We start from the raw sequence: 13,656 nt of genomic DNA on the forward strand, positions 1-13,656 counted from the left end.
AGGGTGTGCCGGTTTCACCACTAGCTGCCGCAACTGCTGGTGACCAAGATCAAGTTGCGGGTCATCGCATCACACGTTCATGCATATTATACTTTCGAACCACATCAATGTTCAACCATATATTTCCATCTAAATTCGCCAGTCTTCTTAGTTATTTACACTTTAGACACTCTTTGGAGGACTTTTTTTTACATTCTCCCCATCCATGATGAGTTCAATGGACAAGATTTGACCTTTACAATTGCATATTCACTTTAATTCACGTGTGAGTATATGCTTCATGAACTCGATTTATGCTCATACTTCATAAAATAAAAAAAGCCAGGCTGTCTTTGACAACCTGGCCTCACTTCTTAGTATAGACCAAGAATGCGTTACGAACGTGTGTAATTAAACGAGTTCAATAAGAACCATTTCTGCTGCGTCTCCGCGGCGATACCCGACCTTCATGATCCGGGTATATCCACCTTGGCGATCAGCATACTTTGGAGCGATGGTTTCAAATAATTTGGTGACCACATCTTCTTCCATCAGATAACTCATAGCGTGACGACGTGCTGCGAGATCGCCTTGTTTGCCGAGAGTAATCATCTTCTCAGCAATAGCATTTACCTCTTTAGCACGGGCTTCTGTGGTTTCAATGCGCTCGTGTTTTAAAAGGGAGGTTGCTAGGTTGCGAAGCATTGCGCCTCTATGACCCATGTTTCTTCCCAATTTACGGTAAGCCAATGTTGTTCCCCTCCTTTTGCACCGAATTAGTCCTCAGCTTTGCGGAACCCCAAGCCGAGGTCTTTCAACTTAGACTCCACTTCTTCCAAGGACTTGCGACCGAGGTTACGCACCTTGATCATGTCCTCTTCCGTCTTTTGGGTCAGTTCCTCTACGGAGTTAATACCGGCCCGTTTCAGACAATTGTAAGAGCGGACTGATAGGTCAAGATCTTCAATCGTCATCTCCAGGATTTTGTCCTTCGCTTCTTCTTCTTTCTCGACCATGATCTCAACATGGTTGAGCTTATCGGTGAGTCCGATGAAGAGGCGTAGATGCTCGCTAAGAATCTTCGCAGCCAAACTGGTCGCTTCTTCCGGTGTGATACTGCCGTTGGACCAGACTTCAAGGGTTAGCTTGTCATAGTCTGTGACCATACCGACGCGAGTATCTTCAACCGTGTAATTGACCTTATAGATGGGTGCAAAGATGGAGTCAATGGGAATGATTCCGATGGCTTGGTCTGGCTTCTTGTTTTTATCAGCCGGAACATAGCCCCGTCCTCTTTCGGCAGTCATCTCCATGAAGAGGCGACCGTCCTTATCCAAAGTTGCAATCTTCAAGTCCGGATTGAGAATTTCAATGTCAGCGTCGGTGATGATATCACCGGCCTTGATGACTCCTTCTCCTTCGGCTTCAAGACGGAGAACTTTGATTTCATCCGTATGCCCTTTTAAAGCAAGGCTCTTGAGATTCAGAATAATGTCTGTGACATCCTCTAAAACCCCCGGTACAGTAGAAAACTCGTGGAGTACCCCTTCGATCTTTACAGATGTGACTGCAGTCCCCGGAAGAGAGGATAGGAGAATTCTTCTCAAGGAGTTGCCTAGAGTAATCCCATACCCTCTTTCGAGAGGCTCAACGACAAATTTAGCATATGAATTATCGTCAGTTCGTTCGACACATTCAATCTTGGGCTTCTCGATTTCTAACATCGGAATGCACCTTCTTTCTCGGGAACTTGATATCAACAAGCCATCCTAAGCTCATGATTAGCGGGAGTATTTCTCAACAATAAGATGTTCTTGGATGGGCATTTGAATATCGTCTCGAGCAGGTAGTTCAATGATTGTTCCTGTAGCAGCTGTAGCATCCAAGCTCATCCATTTCGGTGGAGTCCGGTCCAAATTGGACAGGATTTCCTTCAAACGCGGTGAAGATTTGCTGGCCTCTTTGACGCCAACTACATCCCCTACACGAACAAGGAAGGAAGGAATATCAACACGGCTGCCATTCACCGTAAAGTGACCATGGCGAACCAGTTGGCGAGCTTCCGGACGAGACGTTGCAAAGCCAAGTTGGAATACAACGTTGTCAAGACGACGCTCTAAGAGACGAAGGAGGTTTTCCCCGACGATCCCTTTTTGGCGATTAGCCTTATCATAGTAGCTGCGGAATTGTTTTTCCATAACGCCATAAATACGACGTACTTTTTGTTTTTCACGCAACTGAATGCCGTATTCAGTTGGCTTTTTGCCACGGCTTTGACCGTGTTGGCCAGGAGCATAAGCACGACGATCAATCGCGCATTTGCCTGTATAACAACGATCTCCTTTAAGGAAGAGCTTCATACCCTCCCGACGACATAAACGACAAACAGGGCCTGTATATCTTGCCATGATGACACCTCCTTATACTCTTCTACGTTTCGGAGGCCGACAACCGTTATGCGGAATCGGCGTCACGTCTTTAATCATATTAACCTCTAAACCAGCGGCTTGGAGGGCACGGATAGCAGCCTCACGGCCAGCTCCCGGTCCTTTGACGAAGCACTCTACTTCTTTCAAGCCATGTTCCATAGCAGCTTTAGCAGCGGTCTCAGCAGCCATTTGGGCAGCATAAGGAGTGCTCTTACGAGATCCTTTGAAGCCAAGTGCGCCTGCACTGGACCAGGAGATCACATTACCATTTGTATCGGCAATCGTGACCATGCTATTGTTAAACGTTGACTTAATATGGGCAACGCCTGTAGCAATGTTTTTGCGCTCACGGCGTTTTGTGCGTACAACTTTACGCGCCATCTCGTTAATCCCCCCTTACTACTTTTTGCGTTTTGCTCCAACAGTTTTGATCGGACCTTTACGGGTACGAGCATTCGTCTTCGTACGTTGTCCACGTACAGGAAGCCCACGACGATGACGTAATCCACGATAGCAACCGATTTCCATCAGACGCTTAATATTAAGGGATACTTCCCGACGCAAGTCACCTTCAACTTTAATTTCTTTATCGATAACTTCCCGGAGGCTATTCACTTCCTCTTCGGACAAGTCACGAATACGAGTATCCGGGTTGACGCCGGTTTGGGCAAGGATTTTGTGTGCGGTGGGAAGACCTATGCCATAGATATAGGTGAGACCCACTTCAACACGTTTTTCCCGCGGTAAATCTACTCCAGCGATACGTGCCATCTAAACTTTACACCCCCATAAGCTGTTACACCGATAGGGCTCATGCCCCACGGTTGACAATATTACTAAACAAACCATCCGCAACAAACTCTAGTTAAGCAAGTAGACAGCTCCCGCTACATTGGATCTAGCTCTAGTTCCAACCAGCCGCGCAACGGTGAGTCTCCTTTGTCTTATCCTTGCCTTTGTTTGTGTTTCGGGTTTTCACAAATCACCATGACTTTGCCATGGCGCTTAATGACCTTGCATTTTTCACAGATCTTTTTCACAGAAGGCCTTACTTTCACCGTAATCCCCTCCCTTTGGTCGTTACTTAAACCGATATACGATCCGCCCGCGAGACAAGTCATAGGGAGATAGCTCCACAGTAACTCGGTCTCCCGGCAGAATACGTATAAAATTCATCCGGATCTTCCCAGATACATGCGCCAAAACCTGGTGTCCATTAGCTAATTCCACTAAAAACATGGCATTCGGCAGCGGTTCCAGGACCTTTCCTTCAACTTCAATAACGTCTTCTTTTGACATGTTCAGCCCTCCTCCGGCACTCCATCGGGTGTATTTAACTCCGAGTTAATATCTCAGGGCCATTTTCTGTAATGGCTACTGTGTGTTCGAAATGGGCAGATGCTTTACCGTCCTTCGTCACGACAGTCCAATGGTCACTTAAGACTTTCACTTCGTAAGCTCCCAAGTTAACCATAGGTTCGATAGCCAAAACCATCCCGATTTCGAGTCGTGGCCCTCGGCCTGGCTTACCGTAGTTGGGAATTTGCGGATCCTCATGCATCGCCCGGCCAATTCCATGGCCGACATAGTCTCGTACAACGGATAAGCCATGGGCTTCCACATGGGTTTGAATGGCATGCGATATATCTTGGAGGCGGTTGCCTTTGATTGCTTGGGGTATCCCCAGCATCAAGGATTCTTCAGTAACTCGCAATAGCATCTGCAGTTCTTCAGAAATTTCACCAACCGGCAAGGTAATCGCTGCATCTCCCACATATCCATCAAAAACCGCACCACAGTCAATACTGATAATATCTCCAGATTCCAAGGTCCTTAAACCGGGGAACCCGTGAACCACTTGCTCATTGACAGAAGTACATAAAGAGGATGGGAATCCATTATACCCTTTGAAGGCAGGAACCGCACCGCATTTTCGGATATACTCCTCGGCGATTCGATCCAACTCCCCTGTGGTGACTCCTGGTCGCACACTTTCGCGCATCAACTGAAGGGTGTCAGCCACAATCTTTCCTGCTTTTTTCATCCGTACAATTTGAGAAGGATTTTTCAACTCAATCATGAGCATGCTCCAAGGCTTTTACAATGTCTTGCAAAACCTTTGCAATATCTTGGTCCCCGTTTATCTCCTTCAGCAATCCTTTTTCTCGATAATAATCGATGAGGGGCTGAGTTTGATCATTATAGACCTGTAATCGGTTCTTGGCGGTTTCCAAAGTATCATCGTTTCTTTGATAAAGTTCTCCACCGCATTTGTCACAAGCTTCAGAAGCTGGTGGATTGAATACCATATGATAGGTTGCTCCACATTGCCGGCAAATCCGGCGTCCCGTCAGACGCTCAAGGAGCTTAGTTTCGGGAACTTCGATATTGATAACGCCATCGAGGTTCATCTTCAGATCACTGATGATCTTATCTAAGGCATCCGCTTGAGCGACTGTCCGTGGAAAACCATCTAACAAAAAACCTTTGCTACAATCGGGCTCGGCTAATCGCTCAGCGACGATCCCGATGGTTACCTCGTCAGGCACGAGGGAACCGGCATCCATATACTCTTTTGCTTTGATGCCTAGGGCAGTCCCTGCTTTAATTGCAGCTCGGAACATATCCCCGGTAGAAATATGAGGAATTTGATACCTCGTAATTAAATCGGCAGCTTGTGTTCCTTTTCCGGCCCCAGGTGGTCCCATGAGGATTGCTCTCATAGTTTACCTCCTTATTTCATGAAACCTTGGTAGTGCCGCTGCATAAGCATGGACTCCAATTGTTTCATGGTCTCAAGTGCTACGCTCACGACAATCAAGAGTGAGGTACCACCTAATGAAATGTTTTGAATTCCAGTCAGTCCGATAATTAAACTCGGAAGAACTGCAATCAAGGCGAGAAAGGTTCCGCCAGCCAGAGTGAGGCGGCTTAAAATCTTGGAAAGATAATCGGCCGTAGCACGACCGGGGCGAAGTCCAGGTATAAACCCGCCATACTTCTTCAGATTATCTGCCACATCCACGGGATTAAAGGATACCGCGGTGTAGAAGTAGGTGAAGAAGATGATCAATATCGCATACATGAACAGATAGGGAATCGAAGTCAGCGAGCCATTCATGACCATCCACTTGTTCACGAACTGAACATAACCTGAGGTTGCCGGCATCCAGGTTGCAATCGTACTCGGGAATGCGAGCAAGGAGATTGCAAAGATGATGGGGATAACCCCGGCTTGGTTGACCTTCATAGGAATATGTGAGGTTTGACCTCCATATGTCCGACGGCCGACCACACGTTTAGCGTATTGAACTTGGATTCTCCGTTGTCCTTCTTGGATGAAAACAACTCCAGCGATAATCGCTGCGCCGATAACAACCAGTCCGAGAACGGAAAGGGCATTGATTTCACCAACCTTGAGGAGTCCGGCAATGTACTTAATCGCATCAGGCACTCCAGCCACAATCCCAGCGAAGATGATCAAGGATATCCCGTTACCGATCCCATTCTCCGTAATCCGTTCTCCTAACCACATTAGGAAGGCTGTTCCAGCGGTAAGGATTAGAGCTACGAGGAGATAGATAGCCCATTCCATTCCTGGTTGAGGAATGAGAAGAGCTCCCCGGAGACCGAAGGTCATACCGAAACCTTGGATAAAGCCAAGAATAACGGTTCCATAACGAGTATACTGAGTGATTTTCTTCCGCCCGTATTCCCCTTCTTTAGCTAAACGCTCCAGATAAGGAATGACAATCGTCAAGAGCTGAAGAATAATCGAGGCTGTGATATAGGGTGTAATGCTTAGAGCGAAGACCGAGAACCTTCTAAACGATCCACCAGAAAAAGTATCTAAGAAATCATATAATGTGCCCGATCCCAACATCTGTGACAGAACATCATGGTTGATGAAGGGAATCGGAATATGAGCACCAATCCGGAAAACAAGGAACATCAATAAGGTGAATCCGATTTTTTTCCTGAGTTCTGGCACATTCCAGGCATTTTTCAGGGAATCGACGATCATCTTATTCCACCTCGACTTTTCCACCGGCAGCGACAATCTTCTCCGCTGCGGATGGGCTGACTTTGTCAACTTGTACAGTCAGGGCTTTGGTCAGTTCTCCTGTTCCCAGTATCTTTACGCCATCTTTGACTGTCTTGATGAGGCCCACTTCGAAAAGGCTCTCATAGTTCACGACTGCGCCATTTTCAAAGCGCTCCAAGTCGCGGACATTCAATACTACAAATTCTTTTTTGAAGATATTTGTGAAGCCACGTTTTGGCATCCGGCGGGCCAGAGGTTGTTGGCCGCCCTCGAATCCAGGACGTACACCGCCACCAGAACGGGCTTTTTGACCTTTATGACCTTTACCAGAGGTTTTACCCGTTCCAGAACCGATTCCGCGGCCTAGACGCTTAGGAGCTTTAGTTGAACCTTCTGCAGGCTTAAGTTCATGCAATTTCATGCTCGTCAACACCTCCTTCTATTCTGCGACGTTTTCCACCGCAACCAAGTGTGCGCATTTGCGAACCATCCCTTGGATACTGGGTGTATCGTCATGAACTACACTTGAACCCAGCTTCCCTAAGCCGAGGGCTTTGAGGACTTTGTGTTGGTTCTCTGAATACCCAATCGGGCTTTTTACGAGTGTTACTATTATTTTCACTGCTAACCCTCCCTAACCCAGAATTTCTTCTACGGTTTTTCCGCGGAGTTTAGCAACATCTTCCGCCCGCTTCAGAGATTTTAAGGCAGTCATTGTAGCATTCACCATGTTGTGAGGATTTGCGGATCCTAAAGACTTGGTGAGAATGTCCTTTACGCCAGCTGCTTCAAGTACAGCACGAACTGCACCGCCAGCGATAACGCCGGTACCTTTGTGAGCCGGTTTCAGAAGTACTGAACCTGCTCCATAGTTGCCGACGATTGGATGAGGAATTGTGGTGCTAATCATTGGTACCGAAACCATATTCTTTTTGGCATCTTCAATGCCTTTGCGAATGGCTTCAGGTACCTCTCCGGCTTTACCGAGTCCAGCTCCGACATTGCCGTGGCCATCGCCGACGACGACGAGTGCGCTGAAGCTGAAACGGCGTCCCCCTTTGACAACTTTTGCCACGCGGGCAATATGAACGACTTTTTCAGTCAACTCTTTACTTGCATCGATATTCGCCAATGAATTTCCCTCCTTTACCGTGTCTTAGAAGTCTAGACCGGCCTCACGAGCTGCTTGTGCGACAGCCGCAATCCGTCCGTGGTAGATGTTTCCGCCACGGTCAAAAACCACTTTGGAAACTCCCTTTTCTAGTGCTCGTTTACCAACCAATTCGCCAACTTTTTGTGCTCCCTCAATGTTGCCTCCTGCAAGATTTGCAGCTTTAAACTCTGGGTCTAAAGAAGAAGCAGCCACTAAAGTCACTCCTAGCTCGTCGTTGATAACTTGAGCGTAAATATGGTTGAGGCTTCGGAATACGGCCAAACGCGGACGTGACGCTGTGCCGAATACGCTTTTCCGAACGCGCTTATGCTTGTTCTTGCGAATTGCTTTACGGTCAATTTGTGTGATCAAAGGAAACTCACTCCTTTCATTGTTGCAAGAGTTTTTGCCCTTGCTTTAGATCTTACTTCTTAGCGCCCTTTTTAGCGCCGGCTTTACCAGCTTTACGACGGACGATTTCGTTTGAATACTTGATTCCTTTACCTTTGTAAGGCTCAGGAGGACGTTCTTTACGGATCTCAGCGGCAAAATCACCGACAAGCTCTTTATCCATACCCATAACAATAATCTTGTTCTGAGCAGGAACTTCGAAATCGATTCCATCAAAAGGAATCAGCTCAACAGGATGAGATTTACCAACCGAGAGAACTAATTTGTTACCTTGCTTTGCAGCACGGTAGCCAACTCCAACCATATCCAAGCTCTTGGTAAAACCATTCGTAACTCCTTCAACCATATTAGCGATTAGAGTACGTGTTAAACCATGCAGGGAGCGGCTGAGAGGCTCATCGTCAGGACGTGTCACGACGATTTGTTGATCTTCTAGAGCAATGTTGATATGCGAATGCATTTCTTTAGTTAAAGTTCCCTTAGGTCCTTTAACGGTGACAACACTGCCTTCTATTTTGACGTCGACGCCACTAGGAATACCAATGGGCCGCTTGCCAATTCTAGACATTCTCTGCACCTCCGTAGTATGTGATTACCAAATGTAGCAGAGCACTTCTCCGCCAAGACCTTCTTGACGAGCCCGCTTGTCGGTCATGAGACCTTTGGATGTGGAGATAATTGCCACACCTAAGCCTCCCAAAACCTTCGGTACGTCATCTTTTTTCGCATAAACGCGCAGTCCGGGACGGCTAATCCGTTTCAGCCCGGTGATAACGCGCTCACGATTCTGGCCGTATTTCAGATAACAACGGATTACTCCTTGTTTATTATCGGAAATGTATTCAAAATCTTTGATGAAACCCTCTTCTTTTAGGATTTCAGCAATCGCTTTCTTGACATTGGAAGCAGGTACTTCAACTTTATCATGATAAACTGTGCCTGCATTACGAATGCGGGTCAAGAAATCTGCAATTGGATCTGACATTGCCACTTGAGTCTTCCCCCTTCCTTACGCCTTACCAACTGGCCTTCTTCACGCCAGGAAGCTCGCCTTTGTACGCTAACTCCCTGAAGCAAATCCTGCATATTCCGAACTTGCGGATATATGCGTGGGGACGGCCACAGAGTTTGCAACGGTTATGGTAGCGAACTGCATATTTTTGTTCACGTGCATTACGCACGATCATTGACTTTTTAGCCACGCTCTAGGACCCTCCTTTTTCTACTTACGGAATGGCATTCCGAGCATTCCGAGTAATTCACGAGCTTCCTCATCGGTTCCCGCCGTTGTGACGAAAATGATATCCATACCACGGAGCTTATCGATCTTATCATACTCGATTTCCGGGAAGATAAGCTGCTCTTTAACTCCGAGTGTATAGTTACCGCGTCCGTCGAAGGCTTTATCGGATACACCGTGGAAGTCACGAACACGAGGTAACGCAACATTCATTAAACGATCAACAAACTCATACATACGGTCGCCGCGTAAGGTTACTTTCGTTCCGATTGGCATTCCTGCACGGAGTTTGAAAGCAGCGATGGACTTTTTCGCCTTGGTTACAACAGGCTTTTGTCCGGTGATTTTCATCAGATCACCGACGGCAGCATCGATTGCTTTAGAGTTTTGGATGGCTTCACCCACGCCCACATTGATAACTACTTTTTCGAGTTTAGGAATTTCCATCACATTCTTATAGTTGAACTTCTGCTGTAAAGCAGGAGCTATTTCACTGGTGAACTTATCTTTTAGACGAGCCAACTAGGGTCCCTCCCTTCTCGATTACTTTTTGTCGGGCAGGTTCACGCCGCATTTCTTACAAACGCGGACTTTTCCAGCCTCAGTTTCCTTCACGCTGACCCGAGTTACGCTATTGCACTCGGTGCAGTACAGCATGACATTTGAGCTGGCGATCGGTGCTTCTTTCTCAAAGATTCCGCCTTGGGGCATGCTTTGAGTGGGTTTAGTGTGGCGCTTTACGATATTAACCTTCTCCACAACCACGCGACCCTTTTTCGGTAAAACTTCCAGGACTTTGCCTTTGGTTCCGGCATCTTTCCCTGTGATCACCATAACCATATCGCCTTTTTTAACGTGTATCTTTTGCTTTACAGCAGCCACTTCATTCACCTCCACTGGTATGGGGTCTTAGATTACTTCCGGTGCGAGAGAAATGATTTTCATGAAATCTTTATCGCGCAATTCCCGGGCTACGGGTCCGAAAATACGAGTTCCCCGCGGGCTTCTATCATCTTTAATAACTACCGCAGCGTTTTCACTGAAACGAATATAGCTGCCGTCTTTGCGTTTGATCTCTTTTTTTGTGCGAACCACAACCGCTTTGACGACATCTCCTTTTTTGACAACGCCGCCTGGTGTTGCTTCTTTAACTGAAGCAACAATGATATCTCCAATCGATGCATAACGGCGCATTGAGCCACCGAGCACCTTGATGCACATCAGTTCTTTTGCTCCTGAATTGTCTCCAACTCTGAGGCGAGTTTGAACTTGGATCATCTGTTGACCCTCCTTCCGAATTAAAAGTCAGTTCTTAGAGAGCGACAGCTCTTTGTGTAATCTCAACTACACGCCAGCGTTTGTCCTTGCTAAGAGGGCGAGTCTCCATGATGACAACGGTATCGCCAGTCTTGGCTTCGTTGTTTTCATCATGAGCTTTGAATTTTTTAGTTTGAGTAATCGTTCTATGGTATAGCGGATGGCGAACTTTCATTTCGACAGCAACTACGACTGTTTTTTCCATCTTATCGCTGACAACTTTACCGGTTCTAACTTTACGTTGGGCTCTTTCCATGTTAAAAAGTCTCCTTTCCAACCTTAAGCACGGTTAATTTTTAATTCGCGCTCACGGAGAATGGTCTTGCCACGGGCAATCCCTTTCCTAACTTCCCGGATTCTGGCAGGATTGTCCAGTTGTCCGGTAGCTAGTTGGAAACGCAAATTGAACAGTTCCGTTTTGAAGCCATCAATCTCCTTAAGGAGCTCTTCATCGGTCATATCACGGAAATTCTTAGTTTTCATTTGCGTCACCTCCTTCTACTTCTTCGCGACGAACAATCTTACACCGAATCGGAAGCTTATGCATAGCGAGTCGAAGTGCTTCTTTGGCGATATCTTCAGGCACACCAGCCAATTCAAACATTACACGACCGGGTTTAACGACGGCAACCCAGTATTCCGGGGAACCTTTACCACTACCCATACGGGTTTCAGCAGGCTTCGCCGTAATCGGCTTATCCGGGAAAATCTTAATCCAAACCTGACCACCACGTTTGATGTAACGTGTCATCGCGATACGGGCAGCTTCAATTTGGCGATTTGTAATCCATGCTGGCTCCAAAGCCACTAATCCATACTCGCCGAAAGTAATTGTATTACCGCGAGTTGCTTTTCCATGCATCCGGCCACGGTGTTGTTTCCGGTGCTTTACTCGTGTTGGGACTAGCATTTATTTTCCTCCTTCCACCTGAGCGACCTTCTTGGCGGGAAGAACCTCTCCTTTATATATCCAAACTTTTACGCCAATCTTTCCATAGGTGGTATTTGCTTCAGCAAATCCATAATCAATGTCAGCACGAAGAGTATGGAGGGGAACTTTCCCTTCACTATACCACTCAGTCCGTGCAATTTCAGCACCGCCTAAACGTCCGCCACAGGAAATTTTGATTCCTTGAGCACCTTGACGCATAGAACGTTGAACAGTTTGTTTCATAGCTCGACGGAAGGATACCCGTTTTTCCAGCTGTTGAGCGATACTCTCAGCAACGAGTTGGGCATCTTGTTCAGGCTTCTTCACTTCAACAATGTTGACAGCCACTTGCTTTCCGGTCATAGCTTCTAACTGTTTGCGGAGATTTTCTACTTCGGTACCACCACGGCCGATGACGATTCCCGGCTTAGCCGCATGAATCGAAACCTTGACACGGTTAGCAGCCCGTTCAATCTCTACTTTAGGGACACCTGCTTGGTGTAATTTGTTCTTCACAAATTTACGGACCTTCAAATCTTCATGAAGGAGTTCCGAGTAGTTTTTATCTGCAAACCAACGGCCTTCCCAGTCACGAATGACTCCAACTCGGAGACCTTTAGGATTTACCTTTTGACCCACGTTTTAACCCTCCTTCTTTTCTCCAACAACCACGGTAATGTGACTGGTCCGTTTATGGATCTGATCAGCACGTCCCATAGCCCGAGGTTTAATGCGCTTCAAGGTCGGTCCTTCATCCACATAGACTTCTTTGACAAATAAAGCATCTGTATCCATTTCATAGTTATGCTCTGCGTTAGCAACTGCAGACTTCAGAACTTTGGTTACAGGCTCAGTAGAACCCTTGGGGGTGAATTGAAGAATCGCGAGAGCATCTTTAACGGCTTTACCGCGAATAAGATCGACTACTTGGCGCACCTTACGAGGAGAGATCCGCACGTATCTTGCGATCGCTTTGGCTTGTTGCATTTTTTCAACTCCTCCTTTTAGCGTAGGCCGCTGGATTTTTCACTACCAGCATGCCCTTTGTAGGTGCGTGTAGGAGCAAACTCACCGAGCTTATGTCCTACCATGTCTTCCGTAATATAGACGGGAACATGTTTCCGTCCATCATGAACCGCGATGGTATGTCCAACCATTTGCGGAAATATTGTTGAGCTTCTGGACCAAGTTTTCAGGACCCGCTTCTCACCGGAGGCATTCATTCCTTCCACACGAGCGAACAAGCGTCCTTCTACATAAGGCCCTTTTTTCAGAGATCTACTCATTTAATTGGCCTCCTTTCGATTACTTCTTGCCGCGTCGTTTTACGATGAAGCGATTAGAAGGATGTTTCTTCTTTCGGGTCTTCGCTCCAAGGGCTGGTTTACCCCAAGGTGTAACAGGGTTCCGTCCGATCGGGTTCCGTCCTTCACCACCACCGTGTGGGTGATCATTCGGGTTCATTACGGCACCACGTACGGTAGGACGAATTCCTAACCAGCGTGTACGACCAGCTTTACCGATGTTAATGTTCTCATGTTCAAGATTGCCGACTTGACCGATCGTAGCTCGGCAGTCGATATGAACCATCCGCATTTCACCGGAAGGAAGTCTCAAGGTTGCATACTTACCTTCTTTAGCCATGAGCTGAGCCGAACCACCCGCTGAACGGACAAGTTGAGCTCCTTTGCCTGGCTTCATTTCGATATTGTGGAGCAAGGTGCCCACAGGAATGTTTTTGATGGGCAGTGCATTCCCTACTTTAATATCGGAATCCGGTCCGGAGACGATCATTTGACCAACTTTTAGGCCATTGGGAGCTAAGATATAAGCTTTATGACCATCCAAGTAATGGAGCAAGGCAATATTTGCCGAACGATTTGGATCATATTCAATAGCTGCTATTTTAGCCGGCACGTTATCCTTATTGCGTTTGAAGTCGATCAAACGATATTTACGTTTGTGACCTCCGCCTTGGTGACGTACAGTCAATTTACCTTGATTGTTACGTCCAGCGTTGCTCTTCAACGGTGCGACCAAAGAGCGCTCTGGTGTAGTTTTTGTGATTTCTTCAAAAGTCGATACCGTCATTTGACGACGACCAGGAGAATACGGTTTAAATCCTTTTACTGGCATGGGTTTCCCTCCTTT

Annotated in this window: 27 protein-coding genes; all 27 read right to left on the minus strand. The window is 46.9% G+C overall.

What is annotated here, in order from left to right; all coding sequences use genetic code 11:
* Positions 1 to 390 precede the first annotated feature (390 nt).
* The 27 genes from rplQ to rplB all read right to left on the minus strand — a co-directional run bounded on the left by rplQ (position 391) and on the right by rplB (position 13,641).
* Positions 391 to 729, minus strand: coding sequence for a 50S ribosomal protein L17 (gene rplQ, locus AAC978_RS09185; protein ID WP_015261013.1), 339 nt, complete (start codon positions 727 to 729; stop codon positions 391 to 393).
* Between the two features lie 26 nt (positions 730 to 755).
* Positions 756 to 1,703 carry a DNA-directed RNA polymerase subunit alpha gene (locus AAC978_RS09190; protein WP_341547746.1) on the minus strand — a complete coding sequence of 316 codons (948 nt, stop codon included), beginning with the start codon at positions 1,701 to 1,703 and terminating at the stop codon, positions 756 to 758.
* A 57-nt stretch (positions 1,704 to 1,760) separates the two neighbouring features.
* Positions 1,761 to 2,387: a 30S ribosomal protein S4 gene (gene rpsD, locus AAC978_RS09195; protein WP_341547747.1), complete on the minus strand. Its 627-nt coding sequence runs from the start codon at positions 2,385 to 2,387 to the stop codon at positions 1,761 to 1,763.
* A 12-nt stretch (positions 2,388 to 2,399) separates the two neighbouring features.
* Positions 2,400 to 2,789, minus strand: coding sequence for a 30S ribosomal protein S11 (gene rpsK, locus AAC978_RS09200; RefSeq protein ID WP_015261010.1), 390 nt, complete (start codon positions 2,787 to 2,789; stop codon positions 2,400 to 2,402).
* A gap of 18 nt (positions 2,790 to 2,807) precedes the next feature.
* Complete coding sequence (rpsM, locus tag AAC978_RS09205) at positions 2,808 to 3,179, minus strand: 30S ribosomal protein S13 (RefSeq protein WP_341547748.1); 372 nt, start codon at positions 3,177 to 3,179, stop codon at positions 2,808 to 2,810.
* 173 nt (positions 3,180 to 3,352) lie between these two features.
* Complete coding sequence (rpmJ, locus tag AAC978_RS09210) at positions 3,353 to 3,466, minus strand: 50S ribosomal protein L36 (protein WP_005810119.1); 114 nt, start codon at positions 3,464 to 3,466, stop codon at positions 3,353 to 3,355.
* 22 nt (positions 3,467 to 3,488) lie between these two features.
* Positions 3,489 to 3,707, minus strand: a complete 219-nt coding sequence (infA, locus tag AAC978_RS09215) for a translation initiation factor IF-1 (RefSeq protein WP_341547749.1) — start codon at positions 3,705 to 3,707, stop codon at positions 3,489 to 3,491.
* Positions 3,708 to 3,741: 34 nt separating this feature from the next.
* Entirely contained in the window at positions 3,742 to 4,488 is a 747-nt protein-coding gene (map, locus tag AAC978_RS09220) for a type I methionyl aminopeptidase (RefSeq protein WP_341547750.1), read from the minus strand.
* Positions 4,481 to 5,131 carry an adenylate kinase gene (locus AAC978_RS09225; RefSeq protein ID WP_341547751.1) on the minus strand — a complete coding sequence of 217 codons (651 nt, stop codon included), beginning with the start codon at positions 5,129 to 5,131 and terminating at the stop codon, positions 4,481 to 4,483. Before AAC978_RS09225 ends, map begins: the two co-directional genes overlap by 8 nt.
* Positions 5,132 to 5,142: 11 nt before the next feature.
* Positions 5,143 to 6,432, minus strand: coding sequence for a preprotein translocase subunit SecY (gene secY / locus AAC978_RS09230; protein ID WP_341547752.1), 1,290 nt, complete (start codon positions 6,430 to 6,432; stop codon positions 5,143 to 5,145).
* 1 nt (position 6,433) lies between these two features.
* On the minus strand, positions 6,434 to 6,874 hold the full coding sequence (rplO, locus tag AAC978_RS09235) for a 50S ribosomal protein L15 (RefSeq protein ID WP_341547753.1): 441 nt from the start codon (positions 6,872 to 6,874) through the stop codon (positions 6,434 to 6,436).
* An 18-nt stretch (positions 6,875 to 6,892) separates the two neighbouring features.
* Positions 6,893 to 7,075, minus strand: coding sequence for a 50S ribosomal protein L30 (gene rpmD / locus AAC978_RS09240; RefSeq protein WP_341547754.1), 183 nt, complete (start codon positions 7,073 to 7,075; stop codon positions 6,893 to 6,895).
* A 12-nt stretch (positions 7,076 to 7,087) separates the two neighbouring features.
* Positions 7,088 to 7,585 carry a 30S ribosomal protein S5 gene (gene rpsE / locus AAC978_RS09245; RefSeq protein WP_341547755.1) on the minus strand — a complete coding sequence of 166 codons (498 nt, stop codon included), beginning with the start codon at positions 7,583 to 7,585 and terminating at the stop codon, positions 7,088 to 7,090.
* Positions 7,586 to 7,609: 24 nt separating this feature from the next.
* Complete coding sequence (gene rplR, locus AAC978_RS09250) at positions 7,610 to 7,978, minus strand: 50S ribosomal protein L18 (protein ID WP_341547756.1); 369 nt, start codon at positions 7,976 to 7,978, stop codon at positions 7,610 to 7,612.
* Positions 7,979 to 8,030: 52 nt separating this feature from the next.
* Entirely contained in the window at positions 8,031 to 8,585 is a 555-nt protein-coding gene (gene rplF, locus AAC978_RS09255; RefSeq protein WP_341547757.1) for a 50S ribosomal protein L6, read from the minus strand.
* Between the two features lie 24 nt (positions 8,586 to 8,609).
* Positions 8,610 to 9,008: a 30S ribosomal protein S8 gene (gene rpsH, locus AAC978_RS09260; RefSeq protein WP_341547758.1), complete on the minus strand. Its 399-nt coding sequence runs from the start codon at positions 9,006 to 9,008 to the stop codon at positions 8,610 to 8,612.
* Between the two features lie 25 nt (positions 9,009 to 9,033).
* On the minus strand, positions 9,034 to 9,219 hold the full coding sequence (locus AAC978_RS09265) for a type Z 30S ribosomal protein S14 (protein WP_341547759.1): 186 nt from the start codon (positions 9,217 to 9,219) through the stop codon (positions 9,034 to 9,036).
* A 20-nt stretch (positions 9,220 to 9,239) separates the two neighbouring features.
* Positions 9,240 to 9,779: a 50S ribosomal protein L5 gene (rplE, locus tag AAC978_RS09270; protein ID WP_341547760.1), complete on the minus strand. Its 540-nt coding sequence runs from the start codon at positions 9,777 to 9,779 to the stop codon at positions 9,240 to 9,242.
* Positions 9,780 to 9,800: 21 nt separating this feature from the next.
* Positions 9,801 to 10,139: a 50S ribosomal protein L24 gene (rplX, locus tag AAC978_RS09275; protein ID WP_341547761.1), complete on the minus strand. Its 339-nt coding sequence runs from the start codon at positions 10,137 to 10,139 to the stop codon at positions 9,801 to 9,803.
* Between the two features lie 27 nt (positions 10,140 to 10,166).
* Complete coding sequence (gene rplN, locus AAC978_RS09280) at positions 10,167 to 10,535, minus strand: 50S ribosomal protein L14 (protein WP_015260995.1); 369 nt, start codon at positions 10,533 to 10,535, stop codon at positions 10,167 to 10,169.
* A gap of 34 nt (positions 10,536 to 10,569) precedes the next feature.
* Positions 10,570 to 10,830 carry a 30S ribosomal protein S17 gene (gene rpsQ, locus AAC978_RS09285; RefSeq protein ID WP_341547762.1) on the minus strand — a complete coding sequence of 87 codons (261 nt, stop codon included), beginning with the start codon at positions 10,828 to 10,830 and terminating at the stop codon, positions 10,570 to 10,572.
* A 23-nt stretch (positions 10,831 to 10,853) separates the two neighbouring features.
* On the minus strand, positions 10,854 to 11,057 hold the full coding sequence (gene rpmC, locus AAC978_RS09290; protein WP_015942761.1) for a 50S ribosomal protein L29: 204 nt from the start codon (positions 11,055 to 11,057) through the stop codon (positions 10,854 to 10,856).
* Positions 11,047 to 11,484 (minus strand): 50S ribosomal protein L16, encoded by a 438-nt coding sequence (gene rplP / locus AAC978_RS09295; RefSeq protein WP_341547763.1) that lies wholly within the window; start codon positions 11,482 to 11,484, stop codon positions 11,047 to 11,049. The genes rpmC and rplP overlap by 11 nt, the downstream gene beginning before the upstream one ends.
* Positions 11,485 to 12,144 (minus strand): 30S ribosomal protein S3, encoded by a 660-nt coding sequence (rpsC, locus tag AAC978_RS09300; protein ID WP_341547764.1) that lies wholly within the window; start codon positions 12,142 to 12,144, stop codon positions 11,485 to 11,487.
* A gap of 3 nt (positions 12,145 to 12,147) precedes the next feature.
* Positions 12,148 to 12,492, minus strand: coding sequence for a 50S ribosomal protein L22 (rplV, locus tag AAC978_RS09305; RefSeq protein WP_341547765.1), 345 nt, complete (start codon positions 12,490 to 12,492; stop codon positions 12,148 to 12,150).
* Positions 12,493 to 12,509: 17 nt separating this feature from the next.
* Positions 12,510 to 12,791: a 30S ribosomal protein S19 gene (gene rpsS, locus AAC978_RS09310; RefSeq protein ID WP_015260989.1), complete on the minus strand. Its 282-nt coding sequence runs from the start codon at positions 12,789 to 12,791 to the stop codon at positions 12,510 to 12,512.
* Positions 12,792 to 12,810: 19 nt separating this feature from the next.
* A complete protein-coding gene (rplB, locus tag AAC978_RS09315; protein ID WP_341547766.1) occupies positions 12,811 to 13,641 on the minus strand; it encodes a 50S ribosomal protein L2 in 831 nt (276 codons plus the stop codon).
* Between the last annotated feature and the right edge of the window lie 15 nt (positions 13,642 to 13,656).

The sequence above is a fragment of the Desulfitobacterium sp. THU1 genome, assembly GCF_038181555.1.
Classification (GTDB): Bacteria; Bacillota; Desulfitobacteriia; order Desulfitobacteriales; family Desulfitobacteriaceae; genus Desulfitobacterium.